This window comes from Kaistia defluvii, assembly GCF_026343955.1.
GTDB classification, from domain to species: domain Bacteria; phylum Pseudomonadota; class Alphaproteobacteria; order Rhizobiales; family Kaistiaceae; genus Kaistia; species Kaistia defluvii.
Genome location: NZ_JAPKNI010000001.1, coordinates 424805 through 446448, shown reverse-complemented (window position 1 = coordinate 446448; position 21644 = coordinate 424805). Strand labels below are relative to the sequence as shown.

At 66.7% G+C, this 21644-nt stretch carries 18 protein-coding genes; 6 read left to right on the top strand and 12 right to left on the bottom strand.

The annotated features are described in order from the left end of the window. The first annotated feature begins 195 nt into the window (after positions 1 to 195). The 3 genes from rhaI (at position 196) to OSH10_RS02035 (ending at position 2561) form a co-directional block, all read left to right on the top strand. Positions 196 to 1488: an L-rhamnose catabolism isomerase gene (gene rhaI / locus OSH10_RS02045; RefSeq protein ID WP_266329817.1), complete on the top strand. Its 1293-nt coding sequence runs from the start codon at positions 196 to 198 to the stop codon at positions 1486 to 1488. 254 nt (positions 1489 to 1742) lie between these two features. Then, entirely contained in the window at positions 1743 to 2006 is a 264-nt protein-coding gene (locus tag OSH10_RS02040; RefSeq protein ID WP_266329816.1) for a glycine zipper domain-containing protein, read from the top strand. Between the two features lie 291 nt (positions 2007 to 2297). Next, entirely contained in the window at positions 2298 to 2561 is a 264-nt protein-coding gene (locus OSH10_RS02035; protein WP_266329815.1) for a glycine zipper domain-containing protein, read from the top strand. Positions 2562 to 2677: 116 nt separating this feature from the next. On the opposite strand, the gene OSH10_RS02030 is transcribed toward OSH10_RS02035, so the two are convergent. Next, the gene (locus OSH10_RS02030) at positions 2678 to 4597 is read right to left on the bottom strand and encodes an ABC transporter substrate-binding protein (RefSeq protein ID WP_266329814.1); all 1920 of its coding nucleotides are present in this window, start codon (positions 4595 to 4597) and stop codon (positions 2678 to 2680) included. 193 nt (positions 4598 to 4790) lie between these two features. Here OSH10_RS02030 and OSH10_RS02025 point away from each other — a divergent pair, with 193 nt between their 5' ends. Next, positions 4791 to 5420, top strand: coding sequence for a hypothetical protein (locus OSH10_RS02025; RefSeq protein WP_266329813.1), 630 nt, complete (start codon positions 4791 to 4793; stop codon positions 5418 to 5420). A 140-nt stretch (positions 5421 to 5560) separates the two neighbouring features. Continuing rightward, positions 5561 to 7540, top strand: a complete 1980-nt coding sequence (locus tag OSH10_RS02020) for an FUSC family protein (RefSeq protein ID WP_266329812.1) — start codon at positions 5561 to 5563, stop codon at positions 7538 to 7540. A gap of 175 nt (positions 7541 to 7715) precedes the next feature. Here the strand turns inward: OSH10_RS02020 and OSH10_RS02015 are convergent, their stop codons facing one another. The 9 genes from OSH10_RS02015 to OSH10_RS01975 form a co-directional block, all read right to left on the bottom strand. After that, the gene (locus OSH10_RS02015) at positions 7716 to 8801 is read right to left on the bottom strand and encodes a hypothetical protein (protein ID WP_266329811.1); all 1086 of its coding nucleotides are present in this window, start codon (positions 8799 to 8801) and stop codon (positions 7716 to 7718) included. Positions 8802 to 8875: 74 nt separating this feature from the next. Then, a complete protein-coding gene (gene yut / locus OSH10_RS02010; RefSeq protein ID WP_266329810.1) occupies positions 8876 to 9898 on the bottom strand; it encodes an urea transporter in 1023 nt (340 codons plus the stop codon). Positions 9899 to 10015: 117 nt separating this feature from the next. Further along, positions 10016 to 10924 carry an urease accessory protein UreD gene (locus OSH10_RS02005; RefSeq protein ID WP_266329809.1) on the bottom strand — a complete coding sequence of 303 codons (909 nt, stop codon included), beginning with the start codon at positions 10922 to 10924 and terminating at the stop codon, positions 10016 to 10018. Beyond that, the gene (gene ureG / locus OSH10_RS02000; RefSeq protein WP_266329807.1) at positions 10924 to 11559 is read right to left on the bottom strand and encodes an urease accessory protein UreG; all 636 of its coding nucleotides are present in this window, start codon (positions 11557 to 11559) and stop codon (positions 10924 to 10926) included. Before ureG ends, OSH10_RS02005 begins: the two co-directional genes overlap by 1 nt. 20 nt (positions 11560 to 11579) lie before the next feature. Further along, positions 11580 to 12311, bottom strand: coding sequence for an urease accessory protein UreF (locus tag OSH10_RS01995; protein ID WP_407660666.1), 732 nt, complete (start codon positions 12309 to 12311; stop codon positions 11580 to 11582). Further along, positions 12283 to 12909 (bottom strand): urease accessory protein UreE, encoded by a 627-nt coding sequence (gene ureE, locus OSH10_RS01990; protein WP_266329806.1) that lies wholly within the window; start codon positions 12907 to 12909, stop codon positions 12283 to 12285. Before ureE ends, OSH10_RS01995 begins: the two co-directional genes overlap by 29 nt. A gap of 31 nt (positions 12910 to 12940) precedes the next feature. Then, entirely contained in the window at positions 12941 to 14662 is a 1722-nt protein-coding gene (locus tag OSH10_RS01985; protein ID WP_266329805.1) for an urease subunit alpha, read from the bottom strand. A gap of 40 nt (positions 14663 to 14702) precedes the next feature. Next, positions 14703 to 15188 (bottom strand): urease subunit beta, encoded by a 486-nt coding sequence (locus OSH10_RS01980; RefSeq protein ID WP_266329804.1) that lies wholly within the window; start codon positions 15186 to 15188, stop codon positions 14703 to 14705. Positions 15189 to 15225: 37 nt separating this feature from the next. Then, a complete protein-coding gene (locus OSH10_RS01975; RefSeq protein WP_266329803.1) occupies positions 15226 to 15528 on the bottom strand; it encodes an urease subunit gamma in 303 nt (100 codons plus the stop codon). Positions 15529 to 16362: 834 nt separating this feature from the next. On the opposite strand from OSH10_RS01975, the gene aspT reads away from it, so the two are divergent. Further along, complete coding sequence (aspT, locus tag OSH10_RS01970) at positions 16363 to 18054, top strand: aspartate-alanine antiporter (protein ID WP_266329801.1); 1692 nt, start codon at positions 16363 to 16365, stop codon at positions 18052 to 18054. Between the two features lie 160 nt (positions 18055 to 18214). On the opposite strand, the gene OSH10_RS01965 is transcribed toward aspT, so the two are convergent. After that, the gene (locus OSH10_RS01965) at positions 18215 to 19771 is read right to left on the bottom strand and encodes a TolC family protein (RefSeq protein ID WP_266329799.1); all 1557 of its coding nucleotides are present in this window, start codon (positions 19769 to 19771) and stop codon (positions 18215 to 18217) included. Further along, positions 19768 to 21642 carry an FUSC family protein gene (locus OSH10_RS01960; protein WP_266329798.1) on the bottom strand — a complete coding sequence of 625 codons (1875 nt, stop codon included), beginning with the start codon at positions 21640 to 21642 and terminating at the stop codon, positions 19768 to 19770. Before OSH10_RS01960 ends, OSH10_RS01965 begins: the two co-directional genes overlap by 4 nt. Positions 21643 to 21644 lie beyond the last annotated feature (2 nt).

Sequence of the window (21644 nt, the reverse complement as noted above, 5' to 3'; positions counted from 1 at the left end):
CCGTCCGCCAATTCTACTAGGCCGGCCGTCTGACGCGGTCTTCTGCGCTTCCGGTGCTCACGGACCCAAAGTCCGCTCCGCTCCGGTTCTCGACGACCACGCCACCCGGCTCGGCCTAGAGAATTCTCGAACGGTCCCAGGCGGCTTCGGCAGCCGGGCCGTTCCATGAACATAGGCTTGGGGAGGACCCGCCACATGACCGATCTTCCGATCTCTTCCGATCTTCTGGCCGAAAAGAACAAGGCCGAGGAAGCCGCGCTCGCCAATGACTATGCCTCGCTCGGCGAGCAGCTCGACCGGCGCGGCATCGACATCGACGTCATCACCCGCAAGGTCGCCGCCTTCACCGTCGCCGTGCCCTCCTGGGGCGTCGGCACCGGCGGCACCCGCTTCGCCCGCTTCGCCGGCCCCGGCGAGCCGCGCGGCATCTTCGAGAAGCTCGACGATTGCGCCGTCATCAACCAGCTGACGCGGGCGACACCGAACGTCTCGCTGCACAACCCCTGGGACAAGGCCGACGTCAGGGAACTGAAGGCCAAGGCGGATTCGCTCGGCCTCGGCTTCGACGCGATGAACTCCAACACCTTCTCCGACGCCAAGGACCAGAAGCATTCCTACAAGTTCGGCTCGCTGTCGCACACCGATGCGGCCGTTCGCCAGCAGGCGATCGAGCACAACATCGAGACGATCGAGATCGGCAAGGCGCTCGGCTCCAAGGCGCTGACGGTGTGGATCGGCGACGGCTCCAACTTCCCCGGCCAGTCGAATTTCACCGGCGCGTTCGAGCGCTATCTCGGCGCGATGAAGTCGGTCTATGCGGCGCTGCCGGATGACTGGCGCGTCTTCACCGAGCACAAGCTCTACGAGCCCGCCTTCTACTCGACCGTGGTGCAGGACTGGGGCACCAACTACATGATCGCGCAGGAACTCGGCCCCAAGGCTTTCTGCCTCGTCGACCTCGGCCACCATGCGCCCAACGTCAACATCGAGATGATCGTGGCCCGGCTGATCCAGTTCGAGAAGCTGGCCGGCTTCCACTTCAACGATTCGAAATATGGCGACGACGACCTCGATGCCGGGTCGATCAACCCGTTCCAGCTCTTCCTCGTCTTCAACGAGCTGGTCGATGCCGAATATCGCAAGGCCAAGGGCTTCACGCCCGCCTACATGATCGACCAGTCGCACAATGTGACCGACCCGATCGAGAGCCTGATGACCAGCGCGATCGAGATCCTGCGCGCCTATACGCAGGCGCTGCTGGTCGACCGGCCTGTACTCGCGGGCTATCAGGAGTCGAACGACGTGCTGATGGCGAACCAGTCGCTGAAGCGCGCCTTCACCACCGATGTCGGCCCGATCCTCGCCAAGGCGCGGCTCGCCAAGGGCGGCGCGATCGACCCGGTCGGCGTGTATCGCGCGGCCGGCTACCGCGCCAAGGTTACAGCCGAGCGGCCGTCTTCCGGCGGAAGCTCCAGCGGCATCGTGTGACTATTATACTTCTGTTGACAACGGAATTAGAAGTGGTGGTTCCGATTCGACTTGCCGCTTCTCTGTGCTCTGGAGAACAGCTAGCTTGACTTCAAGCCTGACTGACCCTTCAAGGGGCGCGGGTGCATGGCTTTGATGTCGGTCTCCGGCGATTCTCGCGAATGCCGGGGTCTGGATCGAGCGCCAATGCGGGGGAGCCGGACGGGTCCGCTCGGACGGCCTCCCTCGGGGGTTCACATCGACAGGAGAGATTGATGAAGAAGGCTTCTACGCTCGTTATGCTCGTTGCCCTCGGCGCAGTGGCAGCTGGCTGCACCACCGGTTCGCGCGCTGGTGACGGTGCCGTTGTCGGCGGCCTCGCCGGTGCAGCCATTGGCGGCATCGCTGGCGGCAGCGTCGGCGCGGCAGCCATCGGCGCTGGCGTCGGTGCGGTCACCGGCGCGATCATCGCCGATGCGACCGGTCGCTGCTACTGGAAGGACCGTTACGGCCGTCGTCACTACACGTCCTGCCGCTAATCGCTTCCCGGGGCATGAGGCGGACCGCGGCGCGCTGCGCATCGGCCGTCTCCTGCCTCGCCAGATCGCGCGGCCGTCCGACCCGATCGGGGAGGGTGCGGCTGCCGACCTAAAAACGGCCGGAACCTGGTTCCGGCCGTTTCTTTTTTTTTGCCTCGGCTCCGGGCCCTTTGGCGCGCCGGCGAGATGGCCGGACGCGTCGCCTCGGAACCCATCGCGGACCTCCTGCATTACAATTTGGCAATCATGCATTCAGGACGTGCCCCCCGGCGGCGTCCAGAGGAGGTCGACATGAAGAAAAGTTCCCTGGTGATCGCTCTCGCCCTGACCGGCGCCGTCCTTGCCGGCTGCACGACCGGCTCCCGCACTGGTGACGGCGCCGTCGTCGGCGGCCTCACGGGCGCAGCGGTCGGCGGCATTGCCGGCGGCAGCGTCGGCGCAGCGGCGATCGGCGCCGGTGTTGGCGCGGTGACCGGCGCGATCATCGCGGACGCGACCGGTCGTTGCTACTGGCGCGACAATTACGGCCGCCGCCACTACGTCGCCTGTCGCTAAGCCGGTTGCGCCGACGCTAGAGCCTTTCCCCGTTTCGCTGAAACGGGGAAAGGCTCACTCCTTGTCGGATCGCGTTTTCTTCACGCGAACCGGTACGCACTTCGCTCGAAAACGCTCTAATTGACCGCGAGGAAGCGGGTCGGGTGGACGTTGAGCATGTTGTCGCTCCAGCCTGTCAGTGTCGGCGACACCAGCGATAGCGAGACGTAGCCAAGCAAGGGAATGATCGGCGCGTCGGCGGCAAGCAAGGCCGCTGCCGCGCCGAGTTCCTGCTGGCGACGCTCCCGGTCCATGTCGACGGCCGCCTGGTCCAGCAGCTTGTCAAAATCGCGGTTGGTGTAGCGCGGATAGTTGAAGCGGACATTGTCGCTGCGCAGCACCGTCAGCAGGTCGATCGGATCGGCCTCGTCGGCGATCCAGCCGGTTCGCGCGACATCGAAATCCCCGCCATCGCGCAGCCGCGCGAAATGCGCCGGGTTGGCCTCGGTGACGATCGTCGCCTCGACCCCGATCTTCTTCCACTGGTCGGCGACGATACGCGCCGTCTCCTCATGGCCAAGGCCGGTGCCGACGCGGATGGTCAGGCGCAGCGGGCTGGGGCCGGTGTCCCCCGCTGCTTTTTCTTCCTTGGCAGCAGGAACCGAAGACCTGGCATCGGGAGCCGCAGGCGCAGCCGACTGCGCCGCCGGCTTGTCGGCTGGTGCCTTCTCGTCAGCCGGCGTTTCGGCAACCGGCGCCGCATCACCCGGCATGATGACGCTCGGCTTGGCGGTGATCGAATAGGTCACGTCGGGATTGGCGGCGTCCTTCGTCCCCGAAGCGGTGCTTTCGGCCGGTTTGTCGGCCAGGGGCTTGTTCTCCATGGGCTTTTCGCCCGGGGCGTTCGCAGGGGCCGCGTCTGCCGCGGCGATTGGCTTGCCGGCATCCTCGGGTGCTGGCGCCACGGCGGCGAGTTCGCCGAAACCGGCAGCCTCGAGCAGCTTGCGGGCTTCGGCGCGGCGGGTCTCGATCGGCTGGGGCGTTGCGGCCGGCGAGGCGGAAAGGGCGGGAGGGACCAGCGTGTCGGCCGGCACCATGCCGCCCGACCAGACGGCGCTGGCGAGCGCCTCGCGGTCGATGGCGAGCGACAGGGCCCGGCGCACCTCCACCTTGTCGAACGGCTTCTTGGTGGTGTTGATCGCGAAATAATAGGTGCCGGGGAAGGGCGCGAGCCGCAGCGCGCCGCCGAATTCCCCTTTCAGTTCGGCGAGGTTCTCGGTCGGAACGTCGGGGCAGGAAAGCACCGCCTTGGCGCGATAGGCCTCGACGCAGCCGGCGACATCGTCGAACGCCTTGTAGACGACACTGTCGATCGGCATCGCCTTGGCATCGCGGAAGCGCGGGTTCTTGACGAGGATATAGCCGTCCTTCTTGTCGATCGCGGCCAGGCGATAGGCGCCGTTCGAAACGATCTTGCCCGTGGTGCCGAAATCGGCGCCGAGCTTGCGGATCGACGTGACGTTGACGGGCAGAGCCACCGGAAGGGCCAAGCGGCCGAGGAAGGTCGGCACCGGCCGTTCCAGCGTGATCTCCAGCGTCTTGGCATCCGGCGCCGCGACGCCCAGCGTGTCGGCCTTGGCGCTGCCCTGCTGGATGGCGGCGGCGTTCTTGATGACGAGCAACGGCCCCGTCTCGGTCGCGCCCGTCTCGGGCGCGAACAGGCGGCGGAACGAGGCGACGAAATCGGCGGCCTTGACCACGTCGCCATTCGACCAGCGCGCGCCGTCGCGCAGCCGGAAGGTGTAGACGAGGCCGTCGGGCGAGATCGTCCAGCTCTCGGCGGCGCCGGGGACGGTCTTGCCCTCGCCATCGAGCGCGACCAGACCCTCGAACAAATCGTAGAGGATGGGAGTCTCGTTGAAGGTCGCGGCCTTCTGCGGGTCGAGCGTCTCCGGGGCCTTCACCAGCCCGCGCGGATAGATCACGTCGGCGCTGGCGGGAAGCGCGGCAGTTGCCGCGAGCATCGCACCGGCGATCCAGGCGAATCGCATCATCATGTCTCCGTATCCGTCCCGACCCGGGCGCGATAATCGTCAGAATTCAGGCGATCTCAAGCCTTTGTCGTGCTTTTCCGGGATGTGGCGTCACAGGGTTCCGCGCGCCCGGGCCCATGCTCGATCCGGGGGATGCGGCGTTGCTGCGGATTTGCTAGGGTGGCGGCATGAGATCGCATCACTTCGGAGCCAGGGGATGACCGACGCCAGCGGCAGGCAGGGTTCGCCTTCCAATGTCCGCCATCTCGCCGATGCGATCCGCAAGGTCCGGCTGGCGGAGGCGGAGCGCGCCGACGTGGTGGTGGAACTGAGGGACGCCGAACGGGCCAGGCTCGACCTGCTGGCCGATGAATTGCGCGGCGTCTTCGCGGAGGTTCCCGAGGGCGACGACCAGTTCGTGGCGCAGATCGATACCGGCAGTCAGCCGCGCTTCTGGATCGACATGACCTCCTTCGTCTCTATGGCGCGCGACCGTCGAACCTATCGCTTCCTGAAGGACACGCGGCTCGGCCGCACCGTCATTCTCGAGACCGCCGATCTCGATGACATGGCCGACTGTGTCATGCACTACGTCGCCGAGCGGATCATCGAGCGCGACCGCGCGCTGGAGGGCGACTGGCTGTTGCGGCGCGCCGCCGCGCAGGCGGAGACGCCGCGCCGGGACCGGCGCCGGCTCGGCCGCGAACCAGCGGTCGAGGCGCCGGAGGTCATTGCGCCTGCCATGGCGGCTGCGCCGACGGGGTGGATCGTCGCGGCCTTTCTGGCCGGGATCCTTGTCGGCGTCGTGGCGCTTCTCGCCTATGCCTGGGTGCATGTCGGCGGCTGACGGCGCGCGGTGACATCCGAGGTCCGGCGGATCGCTGCCGTTTCCCTGCCCGGCTTTACCAACTATAAGATTAGGCTGGTGAATCGCCAAAGCCTCCGGTTGCGGCCCCGGCGATGGCCGGTGCGACAATGGTACAGCGAATGCATTACAGGCCTGCCGAATGGCTCGTGAACCTGACGCGGCTCAATCCGAAGGCGGCCTGGCCGTGGCGCCAGTCGATCCGCCTGGCCATCGCGGTGACGGTGCCGATGGTGGTCGGGCTGATCACCGGCCAGACGGAATCCGCCATCCTGGTCGCGCTCGGCGCGTTGCTGAATTCGATCAAGGTCCAGTCCGATCCCTATTCGGTCCGTCTCCATAACTTCCTGATCATCGTCCCGATCGCCATGTCCGGCTTCGTGCTGGGGTCGCTGGTGTCGGGGCACGGGCTGCTGACCCTGGTCATGCTGATCCTGGTCGGCATTCTTTCCGGCCTGATCAGCGGCTATGGCGCGGTCTTCTCGAAGGCGGCCATGCAGATGCTGATGCTGGCGGTGATCGCGGGCGCCGGCCATCCTCCGGCATCGATCTGGTTGCCGACGCTGCTGTTTGCCGGTGGCGCCGCCTTTGCCGCGCTGTTGCTGGGGATCGAGGCGGCGTTCGACCGCCATCTGCCGGAACGGACGACGCTGGCGCAATTGCTACGGTCGCTGTCGCATCTGGCGCGGATCGATGCCGATCCCCCGCCGGCCCAGGTGGCAGCCGCGCTCGACACTCCATTCGAGCGGCAGCGCCGCCATGTCACCGACGCGATGCTCAAGGCCTATTCCGGCCTGCTCGAAACGCGGCTCGGCAATGAAGGCAGCACGCCGGACAGCAACCGCCGCGCCGCGATCCTGTCGACGGCGAGCCTGATTTTTTCCACCCTGGTTGCCGGCGGCAATTCGGTCGAGACCCTGCACGCGGCCGGGCATCGGCTCGAGCAGATCGCCCACGCCGTGGCCAAGAGCGGAGCGCGGCCCGCGGGCGCGGAAGTCGCGCCGGACGCGCCGCTGCTGATGCGCTATGTCGGCCGCCTGTGCGACGAGATCTGGCCGGGCGAGGCGCCCCGGACCCAGGCGGCCGCCGGTGCGTCGCGTCCCCATCCCATGCCTTCGCCGTCCTTGCTGGAGCGGCGCTGGTGGCTCGACCGGATCGGCCGCCTCGCGCCGGGCCGCGACGTCGTCATCTCGGCGCTGCGGCTGGCCCTTTGCCTTGCCATCGCCTTCGCGGCGCAGAGCTATCTCGGCGGAGTCCGATCCTATTGGATCCCGCTCTGCGTGGTGATCGTGCTGAAGCCCGACTTCGGATCCGTCTTCGTCCGCGCGATGCAGCGTTCGATCGGCACGATCATCGGCGTGTTCATCGGTGTGGCCATTCTCACCCTCATCCCGAAGGGGATCTGGCTGTTCGCCTGCATGGCGGCGCTTGGATTGGTCCTGCCGGGTGCGGGGCAACGCGGCTATGCCATGCAATGCGCCTTCATGACGCCGCTGATCCTGATCCTGATCGACATGACCGCGCAGGGGACGGTCGATTTCGGCGCGCAACGGCTTGTCGACACGCTGATTGGTTCCGGCATCGCCGTCGTGTTCGGCTATCTGATCTGGCCGCGCGATCCCGTCCCGGAGATCCGCCAGTCCTTTGATCGCGCGGTGGCGGCGTCGGAGGTCTATTTGCGGGCCGCCTGCGCCACCGATGCCGCCGACAAGGCGGCCGCGCCTGGAAAGCTGTTCAGCGCGATGACGGCCGCCTATCGAAGCCTGTCCAATGTGCGCGCCGGCCTGCAGCGCGCCATCGCCGAACCGCCGCCCGCCAGCCGCGAGGCCGCCGCATGGTTCCCGGCGGTCGTCGAGGCAGAGCGCCTGTGCGACCGCATCACCGGATTGGCGCAACTCCGTCTTTCGGGCGCCGTCACGCTCGACCCCGCCAGTGTCGAGCGCCGCCTCGCCAGGCTCGAGGGCTTGCGAACCGGCTCCGCGGTTGGTGGCACCGAGGCGCCGGATGCGCTCGCGGCAACGAGCCCGGACGCGGATGCGGCCTTTCAGGAGGTCGATTTCGAACTGGCGCGGCTGTCGCAGCTGATGCAGCCGGCACAGTAAGGGGCAAGGGCAGGATCCGCGCCTTGCTCCGTCCACGAAGGCGAGATGCGCCGTCGCCCAGGAGCGACCTGGGCGATTCCGGAAGCGCGCCGGTCCGCCCCGTCCGCTTCCGGAGCGGGCAGGGAGAGGGCTCGGTGTTCCCTTCCAGGAGAGGGGCGCAGGGGGCGCCAGGTGCCTAGATCGCGCTGTGGATCGGCTCGTTCGGTGCGGAAGCCGTGCCGAGGAACGGCCCGGTGACGTCGAGCACCGAGGTCGGCGTCAGGGTTGCCAGGGCGATCTGATGGATGAACGGGGCGTATTCCACCCGCATGGCAAGATAGCTGCGGCGGCATTCGGCCCGATCGTGGATCACTGGCAATCCGGCGGTGACGAGCGCGTCGTAGAGCCTGTCGAAGCGGTTGGTGTTGGCGGCGCGGTCGTTCGGGCGGCGCGGCGCGCCGACGTCGAGTGCGGCGGCCAGGAGACGCATCGTGGTGGCGCCCTCCCGACGGCAGAGCCGGGCTTCCGCCGGCGCCTGGCGGCCGAGGCAGGCCGCCAGCGCCGTTGCGGTATCGAGCACGCTGAGCGATGTGGCGATCCAGCTTGTGCCGGGATAGATCGACGGGACATAGGAAAGGATCGGCGACAGCGTATGGGTTTCGCGGATGCCGCGGAACCAGTTCTCCCAGTCCTCCCAGCCCTCGCCGATGCTGCCGTCGTCCTTCTCTTCGAGGAGCCAGCCCAGATAGCGTTCGCTGCTGGCTTCGTCCTCGGTACGGGCATAGAACCAGCCGACCCTTCGCTCGCGGGTCTGGATCGCGGCCTGGTAGCCGGGAACGAAGGTGAAGAGCAGCATCACGACGGCGAGGCCGATCGCAGCCTGGAAGACGGCAAGGTATTCGCCGACCAGCGTCGAGGGCGTGAGATAGCCGAGCGTGCTGAGCGCCGAACCGCTGGCGCTCAGCGCCCGCCAGAAATCCGGCTCGATGCGCAGGCCCCAGAGAATGCCGGTGAACGCGATCTGCACCAGCAGGAACCACGTCACCACCGCGAGCAGCACGAAGAGCGGCATGATCCAGGCCTGGCGCCGCTGGATCTCGGTATAGCCGATGCTCCGGCCGATGAAGCGCTGGATGATGGCGACCGCGCTCCGCCGGGCATTGCGCTCGACGAAGTCGTTCGTTTTCGAGTTCAGCAGCGCGACGACGACGATCGAGCGGAAATAGAGGGCGAGCAGGATGGCGCCCACAAGAAAGGCCAGAACATACAGCGCGATCGTCATGATTTTCCCCGGAACAGGCAGAGGCATCGCCAAGACGGTTCGTCTTGGCGGATGGCGGGAGCGCGGGGCTCCCGTCAGGGCGTCTTCTTGAACAGCCCGCCCTGCATGAGGCCATGCGGATGCGGCTTCAGGTCGGCCTTGGGCAGCAGGAACAGCCAGGTGACGAAGACGAACGGGGCGGTGAAGGTCGGGATGCCGAGCGGCGCGACACCGGCATTCATGGCGCCCTGGACCAGCACGGTGAAGACGGTGCCGAGCAGCGCGAAGCCGAGAACGCGCGGGGAGGGCGCATAGAAGACGCAGCCGAGGCCGACCGCCGTCAGGACGGGGCTGAAGCCGTAGAGGCCGGCCGTCACGGCGGCGAGGCTGGCGCCGAGCGCCAGCGAAACGGCCAGCGCCACCGCCGCGCCAATCGCCGCGAGGCCTGCCGCCCAGGCGGACGAGACAAGCAGGCCGAGCAGCACGAGCACGCCGCTGACCGGATTGTTGATCAGGAAGACCTGCGCCGGGCCCTTGAGCCAAGCCAGCAGCAACTCCGTGACATTCAGCGCCGAATCCGCGCCAGCCATGTCCTGCGCATGCGGCAGGGCCGCCGGGCCCATCGAGGCGATCGGCAGATGCCCGAAGGAATACGCGCCGAGCACCAGGAACCAGGAGGTCAGCACGAACGGGAAGGTGAGCGCCGGCGCTTCCCAAGTCTTCATCACCTTGGACACGGCGAGCATCACGACGGTCGAGACCGCCGCGCCAACGAGAAGGATGAACCACATCGCCGCTCCATCGGCGAGCAGGGTCGGCACCGCGACGCCCACCAGCACGCCGTTGAAGCCGAACATTCCCTGTTCGAGCGACGTCTGGTCCACATTCAGCAGCATGGCGGTGACGGTCGCCACGACCAGGGCCACGACCGCGCCAATGGCGATGTCGATCTGGCCGCTGGCGATCGCGCCCCAGAGGATGGCGACGAGGAAGAACAGGCCGGTGAGGGGATTGTTCTGGAAGATGACCTGGCCGGCACCGCGCAGGTTGATGTCCAGGAAGCGCGCGAGCGCATTCCTTTGCGTGAAGCCTGTCCAGGCAGAGAGCGCATCCGACATCGTGTCCCCCTTGTCGTTGGTCGCCCCTCGGCGACGTGACCGTCCCAAATTGGTTGCCGCCGCCGGCCAGGCGCCGGCGGGTCGATTGCGGTGGTGCCGCGACCTTCCGGTCGGGCCTCAGGCCCAGAGAAAGTTCTCGGGCACCCTGTGGCCGGCGGCGATCTCGCGCGCTTCGGACCAGAACTCGCGGATCTTGGCCATCACCGGCGCCGATTCCATCGCCAGCACCTTGAAGATGATGCCGGCATCGTTCGGCAGGCGGCTGGCGCCATAGGCGATCTCGTTGTCCGCGTCGAAGGCCGGCGTGACCCGGTCGAACAGGGCGTCGGCGTTCTCCTTCGGCGTCAGCACGATGACGTTGCCGAAGACATGGAAGCCGCCCATCACGCCCATGCGCGAGAGTTCGCTGACGTCGGGCTCGATCACGAACTTCTCCGCGAACAGCGCCGTGCCGTCGGGCCGCGCCGCTTCGACCGTCGACGAGAACAGCTTGTACTGGAAGATCTCGCCGTCGCCGTAATGCTTGCGGCCCGGCATCAGGATCTCCGAGTAGATCAGCGTCGCCGTCGGATCGATCGAAACCTTGGTTGCCTGGATGAAGCGCGAGTTCCTCGCCGGAATGATCGGGCGCGCGATGTATTCCAGGTAGGAGCCAGCCGCCAGGGTCAGTTCCTGGGTCTGGCTGGCATAGTTGGCGTCCATCTCGTGGATGCGGGTCGCCGACTGGGTCGTGACATGCGCCTGCGAGCCGGCCGCCATGTCGATCTCGACGACGTTGCGGTCCCCCTGCAGGATACCGCCGGCATTGGAGATGATGGAGACGCAGGGCAGGCCCGGCATCTCCTCGTCCCAGTAGAGCGCCTGCTGGACGATCAGGGGCGCACGGCGGTGCAGGGTGCGCAAGAGACTGCGATGCGGACCCGGTTCGAAACCGAGCCGCAACATCGCGTTCTTGCCGAAGGAGCCGCTCGGCAGCTGAGGGGGCTCATCCTGATAAGCCCCCAGTTCCCGGGCGCCGCTGAACATCACGCGCCTGCTTTTTCGGTGGTTTCGAACAGCAGGTTCTGGCGGATCAGGTCGGTCAGCTCCTCGATGCCTTCATTCGTCTTGCAGTTGGTGAAGACGAAAGGCTTCTTGCCGCGCATCATGCGGGAGTCATCGTCCATGACCTTCAGGCTGGCGCCGACATAGGGGGCCAGATCGGTCTTGTTGATGACCAGGATGTCGGAATGGCTGACGCCGGGGCCGTTCTTGCGCGGGATCTTGTCGCCGGCGGCGACGTCGATCACGTAGATGAAGAAGTCGACCAGGGCCGGGCTGAAGGTGAGCGTCAGGTTGTCGCCGCCGCTCTCGATCAGCACGAGGTCGGAATCGGGGAACTTCGCTTCCATCTCCTCGACGGCGGCGAGGTTCATGCTCGGGTCTTCGCGCACGGCGGTATGCGGGCAGCCGCCGGTCTCGACGCCGATGATGCGCTCTTCCAGCAGGATGCCGCGCAGCGTGCGCTGCACATGCTTGGCGTCTTCGGTGGTGACGACGTCGTTTGTGATCACCAGGATGCGATAGCCGAGCTTCACGAGCACAGGCGTGATCGCCTCGATGATGGCGGTCTTGCCGGAGCCGACGGGTCCACCAATGCCGATGCGGGGGATCTTTTTCATAGTGCTATCCAGCTACCTTGTTAGTTCATGAACATGCGGACGTGGCCCTTGACGTGGACCGCCGCGAGAATGTCGATGATCGGCGAGAAGCTCGCCATTTCGTCGATGGTCGCATCCGCGACCCTCTCATAGGCGGTATCCACCCGGGCCGTGACGTCCAGAAGGATCTTCTGCGTATCGACGAACGAAATCCGCATCAGGCGCAGCGCGGCGCTGAGCACGCCGTTGGCCACGCCATACTGATGGACGCCGAACGCGTCGCGCCGGTTGGCCTTCAGCGTGCCGAGGGTGATGGCGAGGCTGACCGGATGGGTACCGGGCGTCTCCCCGCTCCTGATCTTCTGGAACCAGTCGCGCGGGAGCGGTTCCTCGATCATGCCCGCCGACAACTCGCAGAGCTTCTTGCCCATGCGAACCGTCATCAGGCGCGTTTCCTCGTTCAGCTTGCGCTGGTAGGTCAGCCGGTCGATCCGCATCAGCTCGTCGACATCGCCGGCCTCGACCGCCCGGTGGGCGCAGAGCACCGCCACGCCATCGCTGGTGGCAGCCTGCCACATCGATGTTTCCGTGTAGGTGCGCAGCGTCGCCGGGCCGTCGACGATACCCTGCTGAATGGCGGTTTCCAGCCCGTTCGAGAACGAGAAACCACCGACCGGCAGGGCGGAGTCGGCGAATTGCAGCAGATAGAGCAGTTCCGACAGGGACCTGTCGGACCCGCCTCCCTCAGTGGTCATGATCGTGGTCATGGGAATGACCGTGGCCATGCGAATGTCCATGACCATGGGCGTCCTTCGAGGCGTTGTGATGCGAATGCGGCGTGTCGCTGGCGCCCCCGAACAGGCGGCGCGATTCATGCGGCGCCAGATAGGGGATCACCTCGGAGCCGGGCATGAACTCGTGACGCACGCCTGGCAGGGCGTGCGTCTTCATCACCGAGTTCATCACCTTCTTGTCGACGGTGAGCGGCACGTAGACCTTGGTTCCCTTGACGACGGCCGGCCAATGCTGGTTGCCCAGCGCATGGCCGAGTTCGAACAGGGTCTGCACCATCTTCTCGACCTGCTCGCCGACGACTTCCTGCAGGTCGATGATCATCACCTCGCGCAGGGTGATGCGGGCGACGATGGCCGCCCGCTTGGCTTCGTCCCAGATCAGGACGTCGCCATCGTGCAGGTGCGAGTTGCGATCGAGCGAGAGGGCCAGCTCGACATCGCCGAGCGTCGCCTTGCGCAGCCGGCTCTTCTGGGCCTCCCACTGGTCCAGTTCGAGCCAGTCGATGGTCGCCCCGTCGAGGGACTTGGCCCATTCCGGATCCCGAACGTTACCAAGCGTGCTTTCGATAAGTATCATGCGTGCCTCTGCTGCATGGGAATGCAGGCGATCAACTGAAGAAATAGAGCTGGTTGAGCGAAATGCTCGTCGGCGGCTCGACCGTCACATGCTTGCCGTCGATGGTGACCGCGAAGGTCTCCGGATTGACGTCGATGTTCGGCAGATAGTCGTTGCGGACCATGTGCTGCTTGCCGAGCGTGCGCGTGCCGGCAACCGGGCTGATCATGCGCTGCAGGCCGAGCTTCTCGCCGATCTTGTCGTCATAGGCGGCCTGCGAGACGAAGGTGATCGAGCTCTTCGGCATCGCGCTGCCGAAGGCGCCGAACATCGGGCGATAATACATCGGCTGCGGCGTCGGCAGCGATGCGTTCGGGTCGCCCATATTGGCCCAGGCGACGAAGCCGCCCTTCAGCACCATCTTCGGCTTGGCGCCGAAGAAGGCCGGCTCCCACAGCACAAGGTCGGCGAACTTGCCCGGCGCGATCGAGCCGATCTCGTGCGCAAGGCCCGCGGTCAGGCAGGGATTGATCGTGACCTTGGCGAGGTAGCGCAGGACGCGGAAATTGTCGTTGTCGGACGCATCCTCCTCCAGCTGGCCGCGAGCCTTCTTCATGGCGTCTGCGGTCTGCAGGGCGCGCAGGAAGTTCTCGCCGATGCGGCCCATGGCCTGCGAATCCGAGCCGATCATCGAGATGGCGCCGAGGTCGTGCAGCACGCTCTCCGCGACGATCGTCTCCGAGCGCACGCGGCTCTCGGCGAAGGCGACGTCGGAAGGGATCTTCGGATTGAGGTTGTGGCAGACCATGATCATGTCGAAGAGCTCGGCGACCGAGTTCTTGCCGCATGGCAGGGTCGGGTTGGTCGAGCTCGGCAGCACGTTGCCCTGGCCGACGACCTTGAGCAGGTCCGGCGCATGGCCGCCGCCGGCGCCCTCGCTGTGGAAAGTGTGGATCGTGCGGCCGTCGAAGGCGGCGATCGTGTCCTCGACATAGCCGGATTCGTTCAGCGTGTCGGTATGGACGGCGACCGAGACGTCATACTCGTCGGCGACCGAAAGGCAGGCACGGATCGCCGACGGCGTCGCGCCGTAGTCCTCATGCACCTTGAAGCCGGCGGCGCCGCCATGCAGCTGCTCGATCATCGGGCCCTTGCCCGTCGAGTTGCCCTTGCCGAGCAGGCCGACATTGATCGGCAGCCCCTCGATCGAGCGCAGCATCATCTCCAGGTTCCACGGACCATTGGTGGTCGTGACGCCGTTGCTGCCGTCGACGGGGCCGATGCCACCGCCCCAGATCGTGGTGATGCCGTTCGAAAGCGCGGCATAGACCTGCTGCGGCGAGATGTAATGGACGTGGGTGTCCATGCCGCCGGCGGTCAGGATCAGGTGTTCGCCGGAAATCGCGTCGGTCGAGGCGCCGGTGACCAGGCCCGGCGTGACGCCGTCCATGGTCGAGGGGTTGCCGGCCTTGCCGAGGCCGACGATGCGGCCATTGCGAATGCCGACATCCGCCTTCACCACGCCGAGCGTCGGCTCGAGCACCGTGACGTTGGTGATGACGAGATCGAGGCAGCCGGCTTCCTGCGTCAGCTGGTTCTCCGAACCCATGCCGTCGCGCAGCGTCTTGCCGCCGCCATATTGAAGCTCGTCGCCGTAGACGGCGCGCAGATCCTGTTCGATTTCAACATAGAGGTCCGTGTTGCCGAGCCGGATCTTGTCACCGACGGTGGGACCGTAGAGATCAGCGTATTGCTGACGGGACATCTTGGTCATGACGCCGTACCTTTGGAAACTGGATGGGAAGGACGAGGGATCACTTCGCGGGCTTGGTCTGCTGCGCCCGGGACTTGAAGCCGAGTTCCTCGGCCTTCGCGATCGAATGCTTCTTGTTGGGCCGGTAATCGGGCGTCGGGCCGTCGCCGGTCCAGCCGTCAACCAGGTTGTTGAATCCGTAGACGAACTGCTTGCCGCCATAGGGGACCAGCGTCACGTCCTTCTCGTCACCCGGCTCGAAGCGGACGGCGGTGTTCGCGGGGATGTCGAGGCGCTGGCCGAAGGCGGCGGCGCGGTCGAATTCGAGATAGCGGTTTACCTCGAAGAAATGGAAATGCGAGCCGATCTGCACCGGGCGGTCGCCGGTATTGCGCACCGTCACCGTGGTCCTCGGGCGACCCGGATTGAGCTCGATGAAGCCGGGAGCGACGACGTAGCCCCCCGGTGCCGTGGGAGCCGGTTTGGTCGCAGCCGCAGCCGCGGGCTTCGATGCGCTGGCGGGCGCGGGTGTCGATTTATTGGCCAAGGCAACCTCCTGAAACGTTTAGTCGGCCCGGAGCCGGTCAGACGATTGGGCTGTGCAAGCTGACGAGGCGGCTGCCGTCGGTGAACACGGCCTCCACCTGGATCATGCCGAGCATGGCGGGGACTTCGTCCATCACGTCATTGACCGTGAGGACATGGCGGGCACCATCCATGACTTCTTCCACCGACTTGCCTTCGCGCGCGCCTTCCAGCACGTACTGGCAGAGCACGGCGACCGTCTCGGGATGGTTGAGCTTCAGGCCCTTGGCCTTACGCTTGAGCGCGACATCCGCCATCGTGTGGATGATAAGTTTGTCAAACTCCCGCGGTGTCAAATGCATCGTCGTCTCCGAACTTGTTGAAGCTGATCTACACTGGCTGACATCGATCTATGCTTTGGCATATCGGTCCAGCTTTGTGAAAGTCGATGGCGGCCGAACGATTTCGTGGAGATTGTCCAAGAGGTCTGCCATTGGAGCGAAACACTCCCAATCGCTCTCCTTCCCGGGCTTTCCGTCTCGCCCGAAGGGCAATTCGCTGAGCTCCTCCCCGAAATTCCAACGTATGCAGGCGATCCTCTTGCCAAAGCTTTCCGCTGCATCGTCTACATCGAAGCTATCCGAGGGCAGGTCACGCCACAAGACCATGTCGTAGATCTGCCGATTTGCGACTATAGCGATCGCGCTTGGGATATCTCAACAGACTGATCGATCGGTTGCCAACCGGAAGTTGCCATGATATTTTACATGTTGGTTCAAAATCTGAAGTATAAATAGTTCGGGAGGTAAAACTTCTGAATAGAAGATTACCGGGCTCGCATTTTTCGCTTGCTTGAAATGATATCGAGCGCCGTTGCTGCAATATGTCCGGCGCGCGGCAAGTACGAGTTGCAAGCCCGGATTTGATCCGTCGCCCGCTTTCCTCTCTCCGGGATGGCATCCATCCGGCCTGCGACGAGAGGCCGGCGCGAGTTCATGCCCCCCTCATTCCATTGTCATGGTCCGGCGATGAGCTGCTAGCCTTGCGACGAGGCGGCGGCAAGTTGATCGCCTGTCGCCGTCGCGCCGCTTCGGCGGTGTCTTGCGCGAGAATCGGTCGTCCGGGACGACCACCGCCCCATCCAGCCCGCAGGCCGGCTTTTCCTTGCCCGCGGCCAAGAGCCGAGATTGAATGACATGTGGAAATGGTTGGTCGACACGCTGCGAGCGAACCCCGAGATCGCCGTGTTCCTGTGTCTCTCCATCGGCGCCTATATCGGAAAGCTGTCCTTCAAGGGCGTCGGTCTGGGCGCGGTGACGGGAACGCTGCTGACCGCGCTCGTCGTCGGGCAACTCGGTATCACCGTCTCCAGTGACGTGCGGGCCATCTTCTTCCTGCTGTTCCTGTTCGCCATCGGCTATGGCGTGGGCCCGCAATTCGTGCAAGGCATTGCCAAGAACGGCCTGCCGCAGGCGCTGTTCTCGATCCTCGTCTGCGCGCTCTGCCTGGGCACGGCGTGGGTCGCGGGCCGGATCGCCGGCTACGACATTGGCTCGACCGCCGGATTGTTTGCCGGCGCATCAACCATCTCGTCGGCGCTGGCATTGTCGGTCGACGCGATCGAACAGCTCGGCCTTGCCGCCGGCGAGACCACCAGGCTCGTCAATGCGGTGCCGACGGCCTTCGCCATGACCTACATATTCGGCACCATCGGCGCGACCATGATCATCAGCGTCGTGGGACCCAGGCTGCTCGGCATCGACCTGGTGGCTGCCTGCCGGGCCTATGAGCGGAAGATGGGCGGACATGGGCTGTCCGGCCACGGCCTGCGGGCCTGGCACCAGCATATCGCGCGCGCCTATCGGATCGGCGAGGGCTCCGACTGGGCCGGCAAGAGCGCGGTCGAGATCGAGGCGGGGCATGGTCCGGCGCAACTGTTCATCGAACGGATCCGGCGCGATGCCCAGATCGTCGATGCTACGGCGGACATGACGCTGCAGGTCGGCGACGTGGTCGCGGTCGCCGGCAGTCGCGCGGTGCTGATGCAGATCGCCGGTCCCGCGCTTGTCGAGGTCGAGGACGCCGAACTTCTCAATGTGCCCGTCGAGGGCACGGAAATGCTGATCACCAACCGCAAGGTGGACGGCAGGACGCTGGCCGAGCTGGCCGAGCTGCCCAGCACGCGCGGCATTTTCCTGCGCCGCATCCGTCGCGGCGCCACTGGCGTCGATATTCCGGTGCTGCCGGCAACCACGCTGCATCGGGGCGATGTCGTCAACGTGGTCGGCCGGCCGCAGGATATCTCGCGGCTGCTGGCGGCTTTCGGGCGCGCCGACCGCGCCACGGAGGAAACCGACGTCGCCCTGGTCGCGGCGGCGATCGTCATCGGCGCGATCCTCGGCTCGATCGTGCTGCGGCTGGGCTCCGTGCCGGTCACGCTGTCGTCCTCCGGCGGCGTGCTGCTGGCGGGCATCGCGCTTGGCTGGCTGCGCTCGGTGCATCCAACCTTCGGCCGGGTTCCGCCGGCCGCCAACTGGCTGATGAATGCGCTGGGCCTCAACATGTTCATCGCCGTCGTCGGCCTGTCTTCCGGACCGAGTTTCGTCGCCGGCGTGCAGGAACTGGGCTTCAGCTTGTTCCTGTGGGGCATGGTGGTGACGAGCGTGCCGCTCATCCTCGCCCTCTATATCGGCCGGTATGTCTTCCGTTTCGACGACGCGATCCTGCTGGGCTGCGTCGCCGGCGCGCGCGCCTCGACCGCATCGCTCGGCATGCTGACGGCGCGCGCCAAGAGCCAGACCCCGGCGCTCGGCTTCACGGTCAGCTGCGCCGTGTCGAACACGCTGCTGACGATCGGCGGAATCCTGATCGTCCTGCTGGCGCGGTAAGGGTTCAGGTCGTCCCTCACCCCAGCCCTCTGCCGCGCGGGAGCGGGGGCTCGACCGCGCGCTGTCCTCGACGCGCTCACCGTCGATGACGATTGCCGGCCGAAACCCTCGCCCGCTCGCGGGAGAGGGCAGGGTGAGGGGCCGGCTTCTTGCGCTGCGTCTACCGGTACGACAAGGTCTCGGCTGCGCGCGGCGACGTCATGGCGCCCAGCACGAAGGCCAGATTGGCGGCGGCGACCAGCGAGGCGGCGTGCGCGTCGGCCCGCGCCTGGCGGGCGTCGAGCAGGCCGCTGTCGGCGACGGTCGCGGCCGTCACCGTGCCCAGGCCGTTGCGATAGGCGTCGAGCGCCGCGTCGTAGGTGATGGTGGCCGCATCGGTCAGCTTGCTGGCCGCGCGATAGGAGGCGAGCGCCGAGCGCAGCGTGTTGGATGCCACCACCATCTCGCGGACGGCCTCTTCCTGCGTCTTGGCGAAGGTGGCGCGCGCCACGGCGGCGCGCGATTCCGCCGCCTTCAGATTGGCGGCGCGCAGGCCGCCATCATAGATCGGCATGGTGGCGCCGACGAGGACGCCGGCGCCCGAGCCCTGCTGGCCGATGGTCGGCAGGCCGGCGGTGTTGAAGCCGCTGGTGCCCTGGCCGGCGACGCCGGAAAGGAACACCTTCGGCAGGAAGTCGGCATTGGCGACGCTGATGCCCGCCTCGCCGGCCTTCATGTTGGCATAGCTCGCCAGCACGTCCGGCCGGCGCGCCAGCGCCTCGCGGATCATCTCGTCGGTCGAGACGTCGGACGGGGCCGGCAGGCGGCGGCGGCCGGAATTGGCGATCTTGATGTCGAGGGTGGGCGACACGCTCATCGCGGCGAGCAGCGCCTGGTAGGCGTCGCGCTGCTGGCCCGACGCGACGACCTGGCGCAATTCGGACTGCGCCACCTGCTGGCGGGCCTGCGCGACCTCGACGGTGGTGCCGAGGCCCTTCTTTTCGCGCGCCACGGCGGCGTCGAGAATGGCGCGGCTGTTGCGGAGGGACTGGCCGGCGACCTCGGTGCGCGTCTGGGCCGCGCCATACTGGTAATAGGTGCGGGTGACGTTAAAGATCAGCAGCTGGTGGGCGCCGTTGAAGGTGACGTTCGCCGCTTCCAGCACGTGCTTGGCGACGGTGGCGGCGGCCTTGCGCTGGCCGAAGTCGAACACCAGCCATTGCAGCGCCACGGCCGCGGTCGCGCCGCTGACATTGGTCTCGATATCCTTGCGCTCGCCGAGGACGTCAATCGGCGTGGTGATCTGCTGGCTGCCGCCGATGACATTGGCCGAGATGGTCGGCAGGAAGGTCGATTCGGCGATGCCGACGGCCAGCGCCGCCTGTCGCGCCTGTTCCCACGCCACCCGCGTGGCCGGGTTGTGGCGTGCGGCGAGGTCGATCAGGTCGGGCAGCTGGTACACCTTGCCGGGCCGCACTTCCGGCGCGGCGGGCAGGGCGGTCAGCTCGGGATTGCCGCGCACGCCGAAATCGCGCGAGGTCGAGGGCGCGGAAGGCGGCTGCGGCAGCAGGCTGACCGTCGTCTTGCGGCCCTGCTGATAGGGCTCGTCCGGCGAGGCGGGCGCCAGTTGCTCGGCATATTGCGCGCAGCCCGTCAGCAAGGCGAGCAGGCCGGTGGCCAGGATAAGGCCGAAGCTTGCGCGGGCGGGTCGATGCGGTCGGGAGGGGATCGCCATCATGCCTCGGTCACCAGTGCCGTCTCGATTCGGGAAATGCGTTCCGCAGCCGTAGCACGCGGGGCGGCGGGCGCGTCCAGCGTTTGTTGGCCGTCCAATCCGTCCGGCGGCGTCGCCGTGGCGACTGCCTTCGCCAACCGCGCCAGCCGCGCCGCCTCGTCCGGGTCGGGCCCGGGCGCCAGCAGCAGGCTCGCCGGCAGGTGCTCCGCCTCGGCGATCATGGTCTGGAAGCGGCGCATTTCGGCCGGGCTCGGGCGCAGCGACGCGGGCTCGTAATGCGCCATGGCGAGCTGCTCGGAGGCCTGCCGCAGGTCGACGGTGGCCGCCGCCGCCTGATCGACGAGGGCGCGGCGGTTGTCGCGCGGCAGGGCGGCCAGGCGCGACAGGGCGGCGAGCGCGTTGGAGAGCCCGCTGCGCACGCCCGTGACCACGCCGACCGGCCAGATCCGCGTGAAGATCAGGTAGACGAGCACATTGCCGAGCAGGATGCCGACGATGCGGTCGCGCGCCGAATCCATGTCGAGGCTCGGCTCGAAGCCCTGCAGCACGGTGAGCAGGAAGGCGAGGCCGATCTGCACGCCGCCATAGGAGATCCGCTCGCTGCCCGACGATACCCAGGCGGCCGGCAGCATCGCCACGAAGACCAGCCCCATCAGCCCGCCGACGCTGGTCAGGCTGGGGATGACGAACAGGATGGCGCCCATGCCCATGGCGGCGCCGATCAGGCAGCCGACGATGCGCAGGGTCAGCTTGTGCACCGTCTCGCCGGTGGTGCCGAGCGAGGCGACGAAACAGGTGATCATGGCGGTATGGATGCCCTGCCAGGCGATGCCGGCATAGACGATGTAGGCGATCATCGCGGCCAGCGTCGTCTTCAGCGCGAAACGCTGGTGCGCCGGATTGCTGAGCGCGTCGGCGGCGAAGAACGGTTCCTGCGCCATGACCGGCCAGGCGGGTTCGGGATCCGCCATGTCGCGCAGCATCGCCCAGGCCTCCTGCAGCGCCGGGTCGCCGGATGGCGGCGGCGCGTCGGGCGGGGGGATCGCGGCTTCGGCCTTGAGAGCCGCGGCGACGCGCTCGCACTGCGCGGCGAGCTGGCCGCGTTCCTCGTCCGTCACCGTATCCGGCAATGCCGAGACCGCCAGCAGCAGCGCGTAGCTCTGCTCGATCGCCTGCGCCAGCATGTTGGTGACCCGCGCCGGCACGTAATGCAGGATGCGCGTCAGCAGGGCGCGCTGGTCGTGCTCGGCATTGCCTTCGCGCAGCAATTCCTGCACCCGCGCAAGGCTTTCGGCGTCGTTGCGGCGAAGATGGTCGGCCGCCGCCTCGATCCGCTCGCGCACCGTGGTCCGCAACAGGGTGGAGGGCTTCCAGCCCAGCACCAGGTTGAAGCAGAGCATCAGCGCCATCGGCATCGTCACCATCTGCCAGGCATAGAGCAGGCCGCGCGTCACGACCTCGCCGAGCGGCGCGGCGCTCACCAGCGTCAGCGCGAAGGTGATCACCAGCGCCATGTCGGAGCCGAGCGGCCCGAGCTTGCTGACCGAGCCGAGATAGACGAAGGCGAAGGAAGCGAGCGCCATCACGGCCAGGCGCAGGAACGGCACCTCGATCGTCCAGCGCGTCAGCAGGAAGACGAGCGCGACGAACACCGTGACCAGGATGGTGGCGCCGATCGCCAGCACGATGTTGGTCGAGGCGTCCTGCTTCATCAGATAGACGATCAGGTAGCAGCCGATCGCCGGCTCCGGAATCTTGTAGATCATGGCGACGGCGGCCACGAGCGCGCAGAGCAGCGCGACGCGCCAGGTCATGCCGAACCGGCCCTCGAAGGGCTTCAGGTCGGCGACAAGCTGGTGCATCCGGAGCGACATGG

Excerpts from the sequence above, each read along its gene's own strand:
- rhaI (WP_266329817.1), top strand. The coding sequence starts at position 196 with ATGACCGATCTTCCGATCTCTTCCGATCTTCTGGCCGAAAAGAACAAG.
- OSH10_RS02040 (WP_266329816.1), top strand. The coding sequence starts at position 1,743 with ATGAAGAAGGCTTCTACGCTCGTTATGCTCGTTGCCCTCGGCGCAGTG.
- OSH10_RS02035 (WP_266329815.1), top strand. The coding sequence starts at position 2,298 with ATGAAGAAAAGTTCCCTGGTGATCGCTCTCGCCCTGACCGGCGCCGTC.
- OSH10_RS02030 (WP_266329814.1), bottom strand. The coding sequence starts at position 4,597 with ATGATGATGCGATTCGCCTGGATCGCCGGTGCGATGCTCGCGGCAACT.
- OSH10_RS02025 (WP_266329813.1), top strand. The coding sequence starts at position 4,791 with ATGACCGACGCCAGCGGCAGGCAGGGTTCGCCTTCCAATGTCCGCCAT.
- OSH10_RS02020 (WP_266329812.1), top strand. The coding sequence starts at position 5,561 with ATGCATTACAGGCCTGCCGAATGGCTCGTGAACCTGACGCGGCTCAAT.
- OSH10_RS02015 (WP_266329811.1), bottom strand. The coding sequence starts at position 8,801 with ATGACGATCGCGCTGTATGTTCTGGCCTTTCTTGTGGGCGCCATCCTG.
- yut (WP_266329810.1), bottom strand. The coding sequence starts at position 9,898 with ATGTCGGATGCGCTCTCTGCCTGGACAGGCTTCACGCAAAGGAATGCG.
- OSH10_RS02005 (WP_266329809.1), bottom strand. The coding sequence starts at position 10,924 with ATGTTCAGCGGCGCCCGGGAACTGGGGGCTTATCAGGATGAGCCCCCT.
- ureG (WP_266329807.1), bottom strand. The coding sequence starts at position 11,559 with ATGAAAAAGATCCCCCGCATCGGCATTGGTGGACCCGTCGGCTCCGGC.
- ureE (WP_266329806.1), bottom strand. The coding sequence starts at position 12,909 with ATGATACTTATCGAAAGCACGCTTGGTAACGTTCGGGATCCGGAATGG.
- OSH10_RS01985 (WP_266329805.1), bottom strand. The coding sequence starts at position 14,662 with ATGACCAAGATGTCCCGTCAGCAATACGCTGATCTCTACGGTCCCACC.
- OSH10_RS01975 (WP_266329803.1), bottom strand. The coding sequence starts at position 15,528 with ATGCATTTGACACCGCGGGAGTTTGACAAACTTATCATCCACACGATG.
- aspT (WP_266329801.1), top strand. The coding sequence starts at position 16,363 with ATGTGGAAATGGTTGGTCGACACGCTGCGAGCGAACCCCGAGATCGCC.
- OSH10_RS01965 (WP_266329799.1), bottom strand. The coding sequence starts at position 19,771 with ATGATGGCGATCCCCTCCCGACCGCATCGACCCGCCCGCGCAAGCTTC.
- OSH10_RS01960 (WP_266329798.1), bottom strand. The coding sequence starts at position 21,642 with ATGTCGCTCCGGATGCACCAGCTTGTCGCCGACCTGAAGCCCTTCGAG.